Here is a 15,525-nt window from a genome sequence, read left to right on the forward strand (position 1 = left end):
GATCAGGCAAGAGGTGTGACGTTGTTTCACGTCGATTCCGTCAGAAATCAACGTGCCCGAAACACGGCCGTCACACAATGCGCGGAAAACGCGGCGCGACGACCCGCAGAACGACCGATCAGCCGGTGTAGTCGGCGCCGAGGACGACGCTCACGTCGGCGTTCGGGAACGCCGCCGACTGCTGCACGGCCGTGACGCCGAGCTGCTTCGCGATGCCCTGCGCGACCGCCGCCTGCGACGCCTGCTGGTAGTAGACGATCGTCGACGTGGAGCCCGTCGTGCCGGCGTCTCCGGTGGAGGCGACCTGCCAACCGGCGCCGGTCAGCGCCGCACTCGCCCGGCTTGCGAGGCCCGTGGTGGTCGTGCCGTTCAGCACGACGACGGTGGTGGTGCCCTGCTGTGCCGGCGTCGCTGCCGCCGCACTGCCCGATCCCGACCCTGCCGAGCCGGAACCGGCCGACGAGGACGCGGACGGCTTGGACGTCGCCGAGGGCTTCGCGGTGGCGGACGCCGACGTGGAGGCCGATGGGGAATCCGAGCTGTTGAAGGAGTAGCTGCCGTTCAGCAGCGCGAGGACGAGCACCCCGACGCCGACGAGCACACCGGTGGCGAGCGCCGCCCAGGCGAAGGCGATCCAGCCACGGCCGCGACGCTGGGCACCGCGGTGCGCACCGACCCGCGGGCCGTCGGCGACGTCGTCGAACCGGTCTCGGGGGAATCTCGTGCTCATCGTTCCTCTTCACGTCCTTCGGGAGCTGCACCGGGCGCGACGAAGCTGCGTGTCGCCCGGGCGCTGGTGCGCGCGTGCCGGAGCCGCTGCAGCCGGCTGACGAGCTGCGGGTCGTACGCGAGTGCCGCGGGCGAGTCGATCACGCGGTTCAGCACCTGGTAGTAGCGCGCCGCCGACATCTCGAACTCGACCCGGATCTCCGCTTCCTTCGTGCGGTCGTGCCGTGCCCGGTCCTGCTCGAACGACAGCACGCGCTGGGCGAGCTCGCTGAGCTGCTCAGTGCTGCGTTCGTCGGTGGGGCTGGTCACGGCGGTTCCGATCACGGTCGGGTAACGGGTCTCGCACATCGTAGGGGTGGAGTCGATCCGGACCCTGGCACGGCGCTGGACTGTCGCGAACACCGGTCACAGGTTCGGCGCACGGAACCAGCGCACTCGCCGACCGAACGGGTCGGAGACGGCCACCGCGACCCCGTCGAGCGAGACCGTCGCGAACGCGTCCGGGTCAGCGGCGTCGAGGTCATCGGGGAGCGTCGCCGCCACCCCGCGCAGGATCCCGGTGCGCTCGAGGGCGATCCAGTGCACCCCCCGCTCACGGATCCGGTCCACGAACCGTTGCCGGTCCGCGCCCGGCACGTAGACAAGGGTCCCGGTGGTCAGGACGACCGGTTCGACGTCGTCCGGCAGGGCGTCCAGTGCACGGTCGAGGTCACCTGGCAGCGTGCCGACGAGCCGGTCTGGAGGCACGGCGAGCGTCGCGCGCGCCGCCTCGCGCATCAGGGCGATCCGGTCCGTCGCCTCGGGCGGGACGGCCTCGACCAGCCGGTCGAACGCACCGGGGACCGACAGGTCGATCGGGTTCGGGTCGAGGGCCACCCGGGCGCCGACCCTGATCGGGACGGTCGCGGGAGTGGGGACGGCCCCGGTTGCGTCCGCGACGAGCCGGACCGAGGGCTCGGCGACCGCCGTGTGCATCCGGAGGACCGCGGCACCGGAACCGACGCGGTAGTCCAGGGTCACCCGGTCCGGAACCGAGCACAGCCCGGCGGCGGCCCCGGCGTCGACCAGGCCGAGCGGCCGAGCGGACCGTTCGGCGAGCGCCGCGAACAGCGGGACGACCGGGGCGAGCCGCTGCGGGTCGTTGGCCTGCACCGTGGCGGAGGCGAGGGCCGTGACCAGCGCGGGGCGGGCCTCCAGGCCGAGCGCGCGCAGCGCACCCGGGTCCGACGGGTCCGCGCCCAGCCGACGCGCGACCGCGAAGAACAGTTCCGGCTGCCGCTGCTGCTCGGGGACCTCGGCGAGGAGCGCGACGAGGGGGTCGTCGAGCGACCGAGCCCAGGCGGCGTACGACGGCGAGACCGCCTGGATGCGATCGGCGTACGCGACGTACCGGGCGCGGGTGTCCATCAGCGTCCGGGCCGGTGCATGCCGACGTGGCGGATGCCGGCCTCGTCGTACGGCTCCCCGAACCGCACGAAGCCGTACCGCTCGTACAGGGCGGCGACGTACTCCTGGGCGTGCAGGACGAACGGGTCGTGTCCGTGTTCGTCGAGGACGGCGGCGACGAGCCGGCCGGCTATCCCCTGCCCGCGGTGTCCGGGGTCGGTCGCGACACGGCCGATCACCCACGCCGGCGACTCCGAGCCGTCGGGGTGGACCTCGTCGGCCGCCGGGCGGATGAGCCGCAGGTACCCAACCGCATCCGTGTCCGTGCCGAACCACCAGTGCTCGGTGTCGGGCTCGCGGTCACGGCCGTCGAAGTCCTCGGCGGTGACCCGCTGCTCGAGCGCGAACACGCGGTTGCGCAGGACGACGATGCCGTACAGTTCGTCCGTCGTCAGACGGGTCCAGCGGGCGTGGTGCACGGAATGCTCGGACATCGTGGCGAGTTTAGTGAAGTGGTCGGGAGTGCCCGGAAGAGCCCGGCCGGAAGCAGGAGGAACCAATGGCATACAACGTCGACAAGTCCGACGCCCAGTGGCGCGAGGAGCTCTCCCCGGACCAGTACGCCGTCCTCCGCCAGGCGGGGACCGAACGACCGTGGACCGGTGAACTCCTCGACGAGGAGCGCGCCGGCGTCTACACCTGTGCGGCCTGCAACGCGGAGCTGTTCAAGAGCGGCACGAAGTTCGACTCTGGCTGCGGCTGGCCGTCGTTCTACGAGTCGGTGAACCCGGACGCCGTGCAGCTCATCGAGGACAACTCCCTCGGCATGGCCCGCACCGAGGTCCGTTGCGCGAACTGCGGTTCGCACCTGGGCCACGTGTTCCCGGACGGGTTCGGCACCCCCACGGGTGACCGGTACTGCATGAACTCGATCTCGCTGAACTTCTCGGAGAAGTCGGGCGAGTGAGCCCCGGACGCCCTCACCGGTAAGATGAGCGGCGTCAGCCGGCATGGCGCAATTGGTAGCGCACCGTACTTGTAATACGGGGGTTGCGGGTTCAAGTCCCGCTGCCGGCCCCATATACTGCATGCGCAGGCCGCGACTCGTTCGCCGCCCGCACCGCCTTCAGCCCCGCCTCGAGCGGGGCTGTCGTGCGTCCGGGGCCCTGGTGCCGGTCGACCAGTTTCAGGGCCAGACGCCGGGCTGGTACGCGCACCGTTCGATGTCGTCGACGAGCGCGGCGAGGACACGCGCCTGCCGCGGATCCCGTTCCTCCACCGTCCGCGAGCGCACCCAGACGAACGCCAGGAGATCGGCGACCTGCAGCATGCGTGAGTGGTGACTCGGCGCGAAGTGAACGGTGTCGAGCAACCGTTCGAGCCGGGTCTGCATGTACGTTCCGGGAGTCCCGTAGGCCTGGTACACCGCGAAGCGCTCACGGTGCCGGTCTCGATCCGACCGTTCGTCCGCGATGACGAGCGCGTGCACACCCATCTCACCGGCCTTCCCGTCGACCCGCTGCAGGAGGTGCTGGAAGGCCACCTGTTCCGGCGAGTGCCGATCACGGAAGCCCCGCGCGTCCTGGTACCGACGCAACCGCCCGGGGCGGCACCCTCGGAGCAGCACGGTTGCTCCGGAAGCCACGACGGAATCGACCACGTCGAGGAACACCTTCACGCGCACGCGTGGCGGGACGGCACTCCAAGCGCCCTTCCCCTGGAAGATCGGGTGGGCGTGGATCTCGGCCTGCGCCTCGACGCCGTACTCCTCGAGCGCCGCGACGATCTCGTGCATGCGGTGCGTGAGCCAGCGGGTCTGTGCCGCGTCCGCCATCACGGCGCCGAAGCCGTAGAGGTCCGGCTTGAAGGATTCGTCGACGAAGCAGAGCAGCACGGTGGAATACTGCCGTACAGAAGGTGTGGAGGGGGTGCGACGCACTGCCCTTGATGAAGCGATGCCCCGGGCGAAGTCTCGCCCGGGGCATCGGCACACGGAACGCGGATCAGGGGGCGTTCCGGGCGCTGGACGCGGTAACCAGCCGGTCGTGCGACGAGGATGACACCTCACCGACCCGCGCGTCCACACCCTGACCCCACATCCGCGGAAATCCGCACGATGTGCACGAACGCGCAGCGGTCCTGTCCGGTCAGCGCCCGCCGGTGATCTTCCGCTCCCGCTGCGCGACGCCGGCCGTGCCGTAGGGGTAGTCGTCGATGCGGGGAGCGCTGGCGTCGGTCAGTCGGGCGAGCTCGTCGTCGGTGAGCACCAGGTCCGCGGCACCGAGGTTGTCCTCGAGCTGCGACAGGGTGCGGACGCCGAGGATCACGCTCGTGACCGCGGGCCGGGCCAGTAGCCAGGCGAGTGCGACCTGTGACTTCGACGCGTCGTGGGCGTCAGCCACCTCGGAGACGGCGTCGAGCACCTCCCACGTGCGCTCGTCACCGTTGCGGGCTTCCCAGGCCTCCATGCCGCGCTGCGGGTTCTCGCCCAGGCGGGTGGCGCCGGACGGGGCCTCGTCGCGCTGGTACTTGCCGGAGAGCCAGCCGCCGGCCAGGGGCGACCAGGGCAGCAGGCCGATGCCGGCGTCGAGGCAGGCGGGCACGACCTCGTGCTCGATGTCGCGGACGAGCAGGTTGTACTGCGGCTGCAGGGTGACGGGCGGCGCCCAGCCGTGGGCCTTCGCCTCGTAGACGGCCTTGGTGACCTGGTAGCCGAGGTAGTTCGAGAACCCGTAGGAGCCGATCTTGCCGGCGGACACGGCGTCGTCGAGGAACCGCAGGGTCTCGTCGATGGGGGTCAGGGCGTCCCACGCGTGCATCTGGTACAGGTCGATGTGGTCGACGCCGAGCCGCTCGAGCGAGGCGTCGAGGGCCACGCGCAGGTGTCGTCGGGACAGGCCGAGGTCGTTCGGGCCGTCGCCCTGCGGGAACCGGCCCTTGGTGGCGAGGACGACCTGCGCGGCCTCGGTGGGGTGTGCTGCGAGCCAGCGGCCGATGATCCGCTCGGACTCGTTGCCGGAGTAGACGTCCGCCGTGTCGACGAGCGTGCCACCGGCGGCCACGAAGGCGTCGAGGATGGCGTGTGAGGTGGGTTCGTCGGCTTCGCTGCCGAACGTCATGGTGCCGAGGGTCAGCGTCGACACCGATGTCCCGCTGTTGCCGAGGAGTCTGTAGTCCATGGCGGGGACGGTACGCCCGGTGCCGGCCGACCGAGGGGACCCACGAGTACCCCTCAGCGCGGGGCGGACAGGAACCGCAGTGCCGCTTCGCGGAACGGCCGCGAGGTCGGGGCGTTGAAGTGGTTGCGCCCGGGGATCTCGAAGAAGGTGGCGTCCGGCGCGGCCTCGGCGAGCCGGACCGCGCTGTCGCGGATGCCGTCCTCGCTGCCGGCGGCGATCAGGAGCGGCTGCGCCGGGGCGTTCTCCGGGGTCGGCTCGATGCTGTTCCGCATCCCCTCGACCATGGCCACGAGCGCGCCGAGGTCGTTGCCCTCGACGTTGCCCGCCATCGTCAGGTAGCCGTTCGTGACGCGGTCCTCGATGGGGGTGCCGTCGGCGATGTACGCCTTCGCCTGGTCGACGCGGACGCGACGCATCGGGTCGGCGTCCGGGATCCCGCCGAACACCGCACGCGAGATCCGGCCGGGCAGGCGTTCGGCGGTGTGCCAGCCGACCCGTGCGCCGAGCGAGTACCCGAGGTACGCGACGTCGTCGAGCAGGTACGTGTCGATGACCGTGGTGACGTCGGCGACGAGCAGGTCCATCGAGTAGGCACCCGGGTCGTGCGGCTTCGCGCTCGCGCCGTGCCCGCGCTGGTCGAGCGCCAGGACCCGGTAGCCGGCACGGACCAGGTGCCGCGTCCAGCCCGAGGCGTGCCAGTTGAGCACCGCACCGGAGGCGAAGCCGTGCACCGCGATCACGGCCGGGGCGTCGGGGTCGCCGAAGTCGTAGGTCGCGAGTCGCAGCCCGTCGGGCGACATCACGAACCGGGGGCGGGGCGCTTCGGGGACGAGTGACATGTCCTCTCAAGCGTACCGGGGCAGTGTGGTGGCCATGGACGGCTACGGCGGCGATCAGATCCGGGCGGCGGAACGCCCCCACCTCGACGCGGGGGAACCCCTGATGCAGCGGGCCGCCGACGGGCTCGCGCGCATCGTCGGCGAGCTGCTGGACGACCCGGCCGTGCGGCCGGTCGACGGACCGGGGTCCGTCCTCGTGCTCGCCGGCAGCGGCGACAACGGTGGCGACGCCCTGTTCGCGGGTGCTCGCCTGGCAGCGGCCGGGAGGCACGTGGCGGTCCTGCGCGTCGGCTCCCGTGTCCACGAGGCCGGCCTGGCAGCGGCGCTGGACGCCGGCGCGCGTCTGCTGGACAGCCCGTCCGGCACCTCGGGACCGAACGCGGGCGGAGCGGCGGACATCCTGCGAGCCGCCGGCCGGAGCGACGGCGAACGCCTGGCGGACGTCGCGACCGAGGCGGCGCTCGAGGCCGACCTGGTGCTCGACGGCATCCTCGGCATCGGGGTGCACGGCGCGAACGCACTGCGGTCCCCCGCTCGGGAGGTCGTGGACGCCATCCGTGAGCTCGCCCGCGACCAGCGTGCGCCGTTCGTCGTCGCGGTGGACGTGCCGAGCGGCATCGACGTGGACACCGGCGGCGTCGCGGACGACCACGTCCTGCACGCCGACGTCACCGTCACCTTCGGCGGGGTGAAGGCCGGCCTGTTGACCGGACCCGCCGCCACCCTCGCCGGGCGGATCGAACTCGTCGACGTCGGGATCGGTGCGGACCTGGCGACGACGGAGCCGCTGATCCGCACCTGACCCCTCGCCCGTCAGTGCGTCAGTGGTGCTCGTACAAAACGGGCTCCGGCAGACCGTGTTCGGCGCGGATGCTGCGTGCGATGCCCTCGATGGCGACCAGGGCGTCGACCACGAGCTCGGGCGTCACCGGGAACGGCATGTTGTGGATGGTCTCCCCCGCCACCGTCGCAGCCTCGGCCACGGCGCGCAGCACGTCACGGTCGTCCACCGTCAGGCCGATCTCGGTCAGGGTGTTCGGCAGGCCGACCTTCGTGGTGAAGACGACGAAGTCCTCGATCTCCTCGGCCGGGGCACCCTCGAGCACCAGCTGGGCGATCGTCCCGATGTTCACCTTCTGCCCGTGCGCCAGGCCGTGCGCCTGCGGAGCCGCGGTCAGCCCGTTGTGGATCGCGTGGGCGGCGGCGAGGCCACCGGACTCGAAGCCCAGGCCGGACAGCAGCGTGTTCGCCTCGACGACCTTCTCGAGCGCCGGGGTGACGACCTTGGCCTTGACGGCCTCGATGGCCTGCAGGGCGTTCTCGTGCAGGAGCTTCCACGACAGTTCGGCGAGCGCGACGCCGGTCTGGGTCTGCAGGCCGCCGGCCATGGTGTCGGCGTTGGCGCGCTTCGCGGCACGGGCCTCGACCCAGGTCGCCAGCGCGTCGCCGATGCCCGCGACCAGGAACTGCACCGGCGCGTTGGCGACGAGCCTGGTGTCGATGAGCACCAGGTCCGGGTTGTGCGGGAAGAAGCGGTACTCGATGAACTCGCCCTCGGCGGTGTAGATGACGGCGAGCGCCGAGGTCGGGGCGTCGGTGGACGCAGCCGTCGGCACGCTGGCCCACCGGATGCCGGCGAGGTGCCCAGCGGCCTTCGCGGCGTCGATGGCGGAGCCGCCGCCGAGCCCCACGATGACGTCGGCGTCCGTCGCGCGGATCTGCTCGACGAGCTCGTCGACGGCTTCTGGGGTGGCGAAGCGGCCGAACCCGACACGCTCCACGGCCAGGTCGGCGGACCGGAAGCTCTCGGAGACGGCGGTCTCGACGATGCCCCAGACCACGTCATCGGCGACGATCAGGGGCCGCTTGCCGATCGGGGCGATGAACTCGCCGACGCGGGTGATCGCGTCCTTGCCCTGGACGTAGCGGGCGGGGCTCATCACGGTGCTGATGGGAGTGGCCATCGTGCGGTTCCTTCCGGTTGTACGACAGGTGTACGACAGGTGTCGGGGTGGCCGACGCCGCCGACGGTACGCGCGGCCGCTGATCGGGAGGTGCTGATCGGTAGGTTCGGGATCATGACGTTCAACGACGACTCGCAACTCCGGGGCGGCAAGGTCAAGCGGCGGGGTCGCACCACGGCGATCGGCGGAGGCGCCGTGGGCGTCGGCGCCATCGTGGTGTTCCTGATCGCACAGTTCACCGACGTCGACCTCAGCGGGATCGTCGGCGGGGGCAACGGCCTGACGACGATCCAGCAGGAGGGCGAGTCCGCCGACGCCGCCCCCGAGTGCCGGACCGGGCGCGACGCCAACCTGCGCGTCGAGTGCCGGATGGAGGGCGCGGCTGAGTCGCTCGACGCCTACTGGACGTCCGAGGCGCGGTCGCTCGGCATCTCGTACACGTCACCGGAGTTCTTCCTGTTCCAGGACTCCACCGACACCTCGTGCGGGCAGGCCTCGGCCGCGACCGGCCCGTTCTACTGCCCACCGGACCGTGCGGTCTTCCTCGACACCGCGTTCTACGACGACCTGCAGTCGCAGTACGGCTCGTCCGGTGGGCCGCTCGCGCAGATGTACGTCGTCGCGCACGAGTGGGGCCACCACATCCAGCAGCTGCAGGGGTCGTTCGCGAACACCGACCGCTCCGGCACGGGGGCGTCGTCGGGCAGTGTCCGCGTCGAGCTGCAGGCGGACTGCTACGCCGGGGCCTGGGTCGGCGACGCCGCCACGACGAAGGACGCGAACGGCGAGACCTTCTTCGAACCGATCACCCGCTCCCAGATCACCGACGCCCTGTCTGCGGCGAGCGCCGTGGGCGACGACAGCGTCCAGGAGCGCGCGACCGGCCGCGTCGACCCGGACTCGTTCACGCACGGGTCGAGCGAGCAGCGACAGCGCTGGTTCCTGCGGGGCTACCAGCAGGGCGCGACGAGCTGCGACACCCTGAGCATCCCGGGTTCGGCCCTGTAGCCGCACCGTCGAACCACGGGAGGCCCGGTGCCAGCTGGCACCGGGCCTCCCGTCCGTGGTCAGCGCGTCAGCGCTCGTTCAGACGTCAGCGCTCGTCCGGCCGTCAGCGCTTGGTCGGCGTGGGCGACGGGGTCGCGCTCGGTGTGGGCGTCGGGGTGGCGTCGGTCGCCCCGGCGGCCGTCACCACGAAGGTGCGGAAGTCGTCGTTCGTCACCGGGGAGGTCAGCTCGTACCGCTGGCCGTTGACGAGCACGAGCGGCGTGCCGGGGAACTCCTTGAGCGTCGACCCGGGGATCGTGCCGTCGGACACCGCCGTCGTCTGCTCGTCCACCCACTTGGCGTAGTCCTGGTCGGCGATGCAGCTCCGGACGGCGCTGCGTTCCTGCAGCCCCTGCACGCCCGTGACGACGTCGGTGAGCTCGGCGTCGGTCAGACCAGGGGTGCCCTCGTCCGGCTGCTTCGCGAAGAGCGCCTGGTTCACCGCGTAGAACTGGTTCGGGGAGTGCTCGGCGACGCAGGCGGCGGCGTTCGCGGCGCGGAGGGAGTACTTCGTGCCCTGCGAGCGGTTCGACAGGACCGCGACCGGGTGGATGTCCACCGTGGCCGCACCGGAGTCGACGAGGTCCTTGATGTAGTCACCGTTCGCCTGCTCGAACTGGCCGCAGCCCGGGCAGAGGTAGTCGACGTACAGGGTGATCCGGACGGTACCGGCGCCGTCGGTCGCGGCGCTGCTCGGCGACGCGGAGGCCGATCCGGACGCGGATGCCGTGACGGGCTTCAGGCCCTGTCCGATGGTGATGCCGCCCTGCGACATGGTCGACGGGCCGGGGCCGGCGGGCTTCACGGAGTCGACCAGCACGAGCGTGACGATCGTCGCGGCGGCGAGGAGCACGACCCCGAGCCCGATCTGCAGGCCGAGCCGGACACCGCGCTGGCGTCGCTTCTGCTGGGTCCGGGCACGCTGGGCTCGCTGGCGGGCGGCTTCACGGCGCTCGTTCCGCGCGGCGCGGGCGGCACCCTCGGGGCGGTTGTTCATCGGTGCGTCGTCCTCCTGATCGGTGTCCGCTCGGCGTTCCCCTGCTCGGCGGACGGACCCGGCGATTGTAGTGGGGCGCTCTGGGAAGCCGCCGACCAAGGGGGAAAACACTGGCGCACCCGGGTGAACTCGTGTTGTATGAACCTCGACAGTCGACGGCGACTGTCCGGGGCCCGTACGGGCACACCGCTTCACTCGGATCGTCCGGCACGTACCTGCCGGTGAAGGAAGGACCGAACGCTCATGGCGTCCGTCACCTATGACAAGGCAACCCGTCTCTACCCCGGAGGCAACCGTCCCGCGGTCGACTCCCTCGACCTGGACGTCGCCGACGGCGAGTTCCTCGTCCTCGTCGGCCCCTCGGGCTGCGGCAAGTCCACCTCGCTCCGCATGCTGGCCGGCCTCGAAGAGGTCAACTCCGGTCAGATCCGCATCGGCGACCGCGACGTCACGGACGTCCCGCCGAAGGACCGCGACATCGCGATGGTGTTCCAGAACTACGCGCTGTACCCGCACATGACCGTCGCCGAGAACATGGGCTTCGCGCTCAAGATCGCCGGCGTCGGCAAGGAAGAGCGCGCCACCCGCGTGCAGGAGGCCGCCAAGCTCCTCGACCTCGAGGACTACCTGGGCCGCAAGCCGAAGGCGCTCTCCGGTGGTCAGCGTCAGCGCGTCGCGATGGGCCGTGCGATCGTCCGTCAGCCGCAGGTGTTCCTCATGGACGAGCCGCTGTCGAACCTCGACGCCAAGCTCCGCGTCCAGACCCGCACGCAGATCGCGTCGCTGCAGCGTCGTCTCGGCGTCACCACGGTCTACGTCACGCACGACCAGACCGAGGCCCTCACCATGGGTGACCGCATCGCGGTGCTCAAGGACGGCATCCTGCAGCAGGTCGGCACCCCGCGTGACCTGTACGAGAAGCCGAACAACGTGTTCGTCGCCGGCTTCATCGGTTCGCCGGCCATGAACCTGCTGCCCGCCGACGTCATCGAGGGCGGCATCAAGTTCGGCACGCTCAACCACGCGATCGACCGCGACACCCTGTCGAACGCCCGTGCCGCACAGATCACGGTCGGCATCCGCCCCGAGGACGTCATCGTGTCGCAGTCCGGCGAGGGCCTGCCCGTCACGGTCGACGTCGTCGAGGAGCTCGGCGCCGACGGCTACCTCTACGGCCACGCCGACGTGAACGGCCAGCGCGCCGACATCGTCGCCCGTGTCGACGGTCGTGCGCACCCGTCGATCGGTGACACGATCGTCATCACGCCGAAGCAGGGTCACGTCCACGCCTTCGACACCGAGTCGGGCGACCGCCTCGACGACAAGGCCGTCGTCAGCGCGTAACCAGCGCACTCCCCCGAGAGCCCGCGCCCGCCTCACAAGGGCGGACGCGGGCTCTCGGCTGTCCCCGACACCAGAGGAACCACCGTGCCCGACTCGATGTCCATCACCGCCGCCACCGTCGACCCCGGCCTGCTCGACCTGCCGTGGGACCTGCCGCTCGCCGACTGGCCCGACGACACGATCGTCGCGCTGCCGAAGGGCATCTCGCGGCACCTCGTGCGGTTCGTGCACCTGAGCGGGTACGTCGCCGCGGTGAAGGAGACCGGCGAAGAGGTCGCCCGGTCCGAGTACGAGATGCTCCGGACCCTGCAGCGGATGGACGTGCCGTGCGTGGACCCCGTCGCGGTCATCACGAACCGCGTCGACGCCGACGGTGAACCACTGCACCCCGTGCTGGTGACCCGCCACCTGCGGTTCTCGCTGCCCTACCGCGCGCTCTACTCGCAGACGCTGCGCCCCGAGACCGCTACCCGTCTGGTCGACGCCCTCGCGCTGCTGCTCGTCCGCCTGCACGTCATCGGCTTCTACTGGGGCGACGTGTCCCTGTCGAACACGCTGTTCCGTCGCGACGCCGGCGCCTTCGCCGCGTACCTGGTCGACGCCGAGACCGGCAAGCTCTACCCCGGCGGGCTGTCGAACGGTCAGCGCGAGAACGACCTCGAGGTCGCCCGGGTGAACATCGCCGGCGAGCTGCTCGACCTCGAGGCCGGCGGTCGACTGGACGAGAACGCCGACCCCGTGGACGTGTCGAACCGCATCGTCGCCCAGTACCGGACGCTCTGGACCGAGCTCACCGGTACCGAGCAGTTCGACATCAAGGAACGCTGGCGCATCAACGACCGCGTCGAGCGCCTGAACGAGCTCGGCTTCGACATCGAAGAACTCTCGATCCACACGACCGAGGGCGGCTCGCAGGTCCGGATCCAGCCGAAGGTCGTCGACGCCGGGCACCACCAGCGCCGACTGCTGCGCCTCACCGGGCTCGACGCCGGCGAGAACCAGGCGCGGCGCCTGCTCAACGACCTCGACTCGTACCGCGCCCGCAACGGCCGTGACGAGCTCGACGAGGAGATGGTGGCGCACGAGTGGGTCTCACGGGTCTTCGAGCCCGTCGTCCGCTCGATCCCCCGTGACCTGCGCGGCCGACTCGAACCCGCCGAGGTGTTCCACGAGCTGCTCGAGCACCGCTGGTTCATGTCCCAGCAAGAGGAACGTTCCGTCTCCCTGCCCGAGGCCACCACCGCCTACATCAACGACGTGCTCCGACACCGTCGCGACGAGCGCCTGCTCATCAACCCGCCGACCTCGTCGATCACCGTGCCGATCCCGGTGCTGGACGACGACGACGAGGCCGACGAGTCCGACGACGTCGACGACTGGCGCGCCACGGTCTGACCGTCTCCGCCGGCCGACGTGTCCTGACCGTTCGGGGGTCGGCAACGCGACCGCCTGGAGGCCCGGCCCGGGTCCCGGGGACCGGCGCCGGGCCTCCAGGCCGTCACGCCCAACCCCGCCTCGCACCGTGAGCAGGAATGGTCGCCTCCCGCTCGGGGAGGCGACCATTCCTGCACACGAAGTGCTGGGGCTACGCGGTGCGACGGCGCCGCGCGACCTCCCACAGGGTGACGCTCGCGGCGATGCCGGCGTTCAGGGACTCGGTGGCGCTCGAGATCGGGATCGACACGATGGCGTCGCAGGTCTCGGTGACCAGGCGCGACAGGCCCTTGCCCTCGGAACCGACGACGATCACGATCGGGCGGTCCGCGAGCTCGAGGCCGTCGAGCTCCACGTCACCGTCGCCGTCCAGGCCGAGGACGAACAGGCCCATCGACTTGAGCGACTTCAGGGTCTGTGTGAGGTTCGGGGCCATCGCGACGGGCGTGCGTGCCGCGGCACCGGCCGAGGTCTTCCACGCCGACGCCGTCACGCCGACCGAACGACGCTGCGGCACGATGACGCCGTGTCCGCCGAAGGCCGCGGTCGAGCGGATGATCGCGCCGAGGTTGCGGGGGTCGGTGATGCCGTCGAGTGCGACGAGCAGCGGGACCTGGTCGCGCGAGAACGCCTGCTCGACGATGTCCTCGGACACGGCGTACTGGTACGCCGGCACCTTGAGGGCGACACCCTGGTGCACGCTGTCGTGTCCGGTGATGCGGTCGAGCTCGGGACGCATGAGCTCGATGATCGGCACACCGCGGTGGTTGGCGAGCGCGAGGATCTCCTTCACGCGGTCGTCGACCTCGATGCGCGACGCGATGTAGAGCGTCGACGACGGGGTCTTCGTCCGCAGGGCCTCGAGCACGGAGTTGCGCCCGGTCACCAGCTCGGAGTCGTCGGTCTTGCGTGCCGGCGGACGGCCCGTGCGACCCTGCGGGGTGCTCGAGGAACCGTGCCGGCCCTTGGCCGCCTCGAAGCGGTCCTTCGCGGCCTTGCGCTTGCCGGCGGGGTGGTACGGGCGGTCCTCGGCCTTCGGGGTCGGCTTGCGACCCTCGAGCGCCTGGGCGCCCTGTCCGCCGGAACCGACCTGCTTGTTGCCCTTGCGACCGGTGCGGACGGCGCCGGGCCGACCCTTCTTGCTTCCCGAGACGTTCTTCATGCGTAGCTCCTGTTCGGCACTGCCGTGTTCAGGCGATGCTCCAGCGTGTTCCGGACGGCGTGTCCTCGATCGTGATGCCCGCGGCGGCGAGGTCGTCGCGCACGCGGTCGGCCGCGGTGAAGTCCCGTGCTGCCCTGGCGTCCGCGCGCTCCTGCACGAGGCGTTCGACGAGGGCGGCGAGCGGGCCTGCCGAGGTGTCGTGGCCGCCGCCCGACCAGTGGGCGGCTCGCGGGTCGATGCCGAGCACCTCCACCATCGCAGCCACCTGATGGTACGCGGTCCCGAGCGTTTCCGCATCGTCGGCGTCCAGGGCAGCGTTGCCGGTGCGCACGGTCTCGTGCAGCACGGCCAGGGCCTGGGGCACGGAGAGGTCGTCGTCCATGGCCGCGGCGAAGGCCTCGGGCACGGCCGGGGCGTCGGCGAGGTGGACACCCTCGAGCCGGGTCTCGGCGCGCTCGAGGAACCCGGCGATGCGGTCGTACGCCGCCTCGGCCTCGGTCAGGGACCCCTCGTGGTGGTCGATCGACGAGCGGTAGTGGGCGGCACCGAGGAAGTAGCGCACCACGGCGGGACGGGCGGATCTGAGGAAGTCCGCCGCGAAGATCGAGTTGCCGAGCGACTTCGACATCTTCTGGCCCTCGACCGTCACCAGGCCGTTGTGCAGCCAGTACGACGCGAACGGGTCCCCGGCGGCCGTGGACTGCGCGAGCTCGTTCTCGTGGTGCGGGAAGCGCAGGTCGAGCCCGCCGCCGTGGATGTCGAACGCGGGGCCGAGGTACCGGCGGGACATCGCCGAGCACTCGATGTGCCAGCCCGGGCGGCCGGCGCCCCACGGGGAGTCCCAGTTGGCGGTCGAGGGCTCGCCGGGCTTCGCACCCTTCCAGAGCGCGAAGTCACGGGCGTCGCGCTTGCCACGCGGATCGGCGTCGGCGGCCTCGACCATGTCCTCGCGCCGCTGCCGGGTGAGCACCCCGTAGTCGGCCCAGCTGCCGGTGTCGAAGTAGACGTCACCCGAGCCGTCGTCGGCGGCGTAGGCGTGCCCGCGGTCGATGAGGCGCTGGATGATCTCGTGCATCTGCGGCACGCTCGCGGTGGCGCGGGGCTCGTAGGTCGGGGGCAGGATGCCGAGGGCGTTGTACGCGGCCGTGAACTCGAGCTCGACCCGGTAGGCGCGGGCGAACCACTCCTCGTCCGTGCCTGCAGCCAGGTCGAGGACCTTGTCGTCGATGTCGGTGACGTTGCGCACCAGGGTCACCCGGTACCCGCGGTGGGTGAGCCACCGACGCCAGATGTCGTAGACGAGCGCGGACCGCAGGTGCCCGATGTGCGGCGACGACTGCACCGTCGGACCACAGACGTAGACGCTCACGTGTCCGTCGACCAGGGGCACGAGGTCGACGACGGCTGCGGCGCGGGAGTCGTAGAGGCGAACGGTCACGCCTCA

General features: G+C 71.2%; 16 protein-coding genes and 1 tRNA gene. 6 read left to right on the top strand and 11 right to left on the bottom strand.

Annotation, left to right across the window (positions count from 1 at the left end):
• Nucleotides 1–118 precede the first annotated feature (118 nt).
• The 4 genes from QRN49_RS00555 to QRN49_RS00570 form a co-directional block, all read right to left on the bottom strand.
• Nucleotides 119–730 (bottom strand): LytR C-terminal domain-containing protein, encoded by a 612-nt coding sequence (locus tag QRN49_RS00555; protein ID WP_111224438.1) that lies wholly within the window; start codon nt 728–730, stop codon nt 119–121.
• Nucleotides 727–1,038, bottom strand: coding sequence for a DUF3263 domain-containing protein (locus QRN49_RS00560; protein WP_241660403.1), 312 nt, complete (start codon nt 1,036–1,038; stop codon nt 727–729). Before QRN49_RS00560 ends, QRN49_RS00555 begins: the two co-directional genes overlap by 4 nt.
• A gap of 96 nt (nt 1,039–1,134) precedes the next feature.
• Complete coding sequence (locus tag QRN49_RS00565; RefSeq protein ID WP_284753308.1) at nt 1,135–2,136, bottom strand: DUF2332 family protein; 1,002 nt, start codon at nt 2,134–2,136, stop codon at nt 1,135–1,137.
• Nucleotides 2,136–2,609: a GNAT family N-acetyltransferase gene (locus QRN49_RS00570; protein WP_284753309.1), complete on the bottom strand. Its 474-nt coding sequence runs from the start codon at nt 2,607–2,609 to the stop codon at nt 2,136–2,138. The genes QRN49_RS00565 and QRN49_RS00570 overlap by 1 nt, the downstream gene beginning before the upstream one ends.
• Nucleotides 2,610–2,674: 65 nt before the next feature.
• On the opposite strand from QRN49_RS00570, the gene msrB reads away from it, so the two are divergent.
• Together msrB and QRN49_RS00580 are read left to right on the top strand one after the other, a co-directional pair.
• Nucleotides 2,675–3,082, top strand: coding sequence for a peptide-methionine (R)-S-oxide reductase MsrB (msrB, locus tag QRN49_RS00575; protein ID WP_027466599.1), 408 nt, complete (start codon nt 2,675–2,677; stop codon nt 3,080–3,082).
• A gap of 37 nt (nt 3,083–3,119) precedes the next feature.
• Nucleotides 3,120–3,195, top strand: a tRNA-Thr gene (locus tag QRN49_RS00580).
• A 106-nt stretch (nt 3,196–3,301) separates the two neighbouring features.
• Here QRN49_RS00580 and QRN49_RS00585 read toward each other — a convergent pair.
• The 3 genes from QRN49_RS00585 to QRN49_RS00595 form a co-directional block, all read right to left on the bottom strand.
• Complete coding sequence (locus QRN49_RS00585) at nt 3,302–4,009, bottom strand: DUF3800 domain-containing protein (RefSeq protein WP_284753312.1); 708 nt, start codon at nt 4,007–4,009, stop codon at nt 3,302–3,304.
• Nucleotides 4,010–4,262: 253 nt separating this feature from the next.
• The gene (locus tag QRN49_RS00590) at nt 4,263–5,294 is read right to left on the bottom strand and encodes an aldo/keto reductase (protein WP_111032335.1); all 1,032 of its coding nucleotides are present in this window, start codon (nt 5,292–5,294) and stop codon (nt 4,263–4,265) included.
• Nucleotides 5,295–5,347: 53 nt separating this feature from the next.
• Nucleotides 5,348–6,133: an alpha/beta fold hydrolase gene (locus QRN49_RS00595; protein WP_111029066.1), complete on the bottom strand. Its 786-nt coding sequence runs from the start codon at nt 6,131–6,133 to the stop codon at nt 5,348–5,350.
• On the opposite strand from QRN49_RS00595, the gene QRN49_RS00600 reads away from it, so the two are divergent.
• A complete protein-coding gene (locus QRN49_RS00600; protein WP_284753315.1) occupies nt 6,132–6,935 on the top strand; it encodes an NAD(P)H-hydrate epimerase in 804 nt (267 codons plus the stop codon). The two genes, QRN49_RS00595 and QRN49_RS00600, sit on opposite strands and share 2 nt — an antisense overlap.
• 19 nt (nt 6,936–6,954) lie before the next feature.
• On the opposite strand, the gene QRN49_RS00605 is transcribed toward QRN49_RS00600, so the two are convergent.
• On the bottom strand, nt 6,955–8,097 hold the full coding sequence (locus QRN49_RS00605; protein ID WP_284753317.1) for a glycerol dehydrogenase: 1,143 nt from the start codon (nt 8,095–8,097) through the stop codon (nt 6,955–6,957).
• 114 nt (nt 8,098–8,211) lie between these two features.
• Between QRN49_RS00605 and ypfJ the strand changes: the two genes are divergently transcribed.
• Nucleotides 8,212–9,105, top strand: coding sequence for a KPN_02809 family neutral zinc metallopeptidase (gene ypfJ, locus QRN49_RS00610; RefSeq protein WP_284753320.1), 894 nt, complete (start codon nt 8,212–8,214; stop codon nt 9,103–9,105).
• A gap of 103 nt (nt 9,106–9,208) precedes the next feature.
• Here ypfJ and QRN49_RS00615 read toward each other — a convergent pair whose 3' ends face one another.
• Entirely contained in the window at nt 9,209–10,141 is a 933-nt protein-coding gene (locus tag QRN49_RS00615) for a DsbA family protein (RefSeq protein ID WP_284753322.1), read from the bottom strand.
• Between the two features lie 243 nt (nt 10,142–10,384).
• Between QRN49_RS00615 and QRN49_RS00620 the strand changes: the two genes are divergently transcribed.
• Nucleotides 10,385–11,485, top strand: a complete 1,101-nt coding sequence (locus QRN49_RS00620; RefSeq protein WP_071244017.1) for an ABC transporter ATP-binding protein — start codon at nt 10,385–10,387, stop codon at nt 11,483–11,485.
• Nucleotides 11,486–11,569: 84 nt separating this feature from the next.
• Nucleotides 11,570–12,880 carry a DUF4032 domain-containing protein gene (locus QRN49_RS00625; RefSeq protein WP_262131242.1) on the top strand — a complete coding sequence of 437 codons (1,311 nt, stop codon included), beginning with the start codon at nt 11,570–11,572 and terminating at the stop codon, nt 12,878–12,880.
• Nucleotides 12,881–13,070: 190 nt separating this feature from the next.
• Here QRN49_RS00625 and rlmB read toward each other — a convergent pair whose 3' ends face one another.
• Nucleotides 13,071–14,081, bottom strand: coding sequence for a 23S rRNA (guanosine(2251)-2'-O)-methyltransferase RlmB (rlmB, locus tag QRN49_RS00630; RefSeq protein WP_027466607.1), 1,011 nt, complete (start codon nt 14,079–14,081; stop codon nt 13,071–13,073).
• Nucleotides 14,082–14,109: 28 nt separating this feature from the next.
• On the bottom strand, nt 14,110–15,519 hold the full coding sequence (gene cysS, locus QRN49_RS00635; RefSeq protein WP_284753327.1) for a cysteine--tRNA ligase: 1,410 nt from the start codon (nt 15,517–15,519) through the stop codon (nt 14,110–14,112).
• Nucleotides 15,520–15,525: the final 6 nt, after the last annotated feature.

Source organism: Curtobacterium sp. ME-Dv--P-122a, from assembly GCF_030209645.1.
Lineage (GTDB): Bacteria > Actinomycetota > Actinomycetes > Actinomycetales > Microbacteriaceae > Curtobacterium > Curtobacterium flaccumfaciens.

Bases quoted from the DNA above. Each gene is read 5' to 3' on its own strand.
- QRN49_RS00600 (WP_284753315.1), top strand. From the start codon at position 6,132: ATGTCCTCTCAAGCGTACCGGGGCAGTGTGGTGGCCATGGACGGCTAC.
- QRN49_RS00565 (WP_284753308.1), bottom strand. From the start codon at position 2,136: ATGGACACCCGCGCCCGGTACGTCGCGTACGCCGATCGCATCCAGGCG.
- QRN49_RS00620 (WP_071244017.1), top strand. From the start codon at position 10,385: ATGGCGTCCGTCACCTATGACAAGGCAACCCGTCTCTACCCCGGAGGC.
- QRN49_RS00615 (WP_284753322.1), bottom strand. From the start codon at position 10,141: ATGAACAACCGCCCCGAGGGTGCCGCCCGCGCCGCGCGGAACGAGCGC.
- msrB (WP_027466599.1), top strand. From the start codon at position 2,675: ATGGCATACAACGTCGACAAGTCCGACGCCCAGTGGCGCGAGGAGCTC.
- ypfJ (WP_284753320.1), top strand. From the start codon at position 8,212: ATGACGTTCAACGACGACTCGCAACTCCGGGGCGGCAAGGTCAAGCGG.
- rlmB (WP_027466607.1), bottom strand. From the start codon at position 14,081: ATGAAGAACGTCTCGGGAAGCAAGAAGGGTCGGCCCGGCGCCGTCCGC.
- QRN49_RS00555 (WP_111224438.1), bottom strand. From the start codon at position 730: ATGAGCACGAGATTCCCCCGAGACCGGTTCGACGACGTCGCCGACGGC.
- QRN49_RS00570 (WP_284753309.1), bottom strand. From the start codon at position 2,609: ATGTCCGAGCATTCCGTGCACCACGCCCGCTGGACCCGTCTGACGACG.
- QRN49_RS00595 (WP_111029066.1), bottom strand. From the start codon at position 6,133: ATGTCACTCGTCCCCGAAGCGCCCCGCCCCCGGTTCGTGATGTCGCCC.
- QRN49_RS00605 (WP_284753317.1), bottom strand. From the start codon at position 8,097: ATGGCCACTCCCATCAGCACCGTGATGAGCCCCGCCCGCTACGTCCAG.
- QRN49_RS00590 (WP_111032335.1), bottom strand. From the start codon at position 5,294: ATGGACTACAGACTCCTCGGCAACAGCGGGACATCGGTGTCGACGCTG.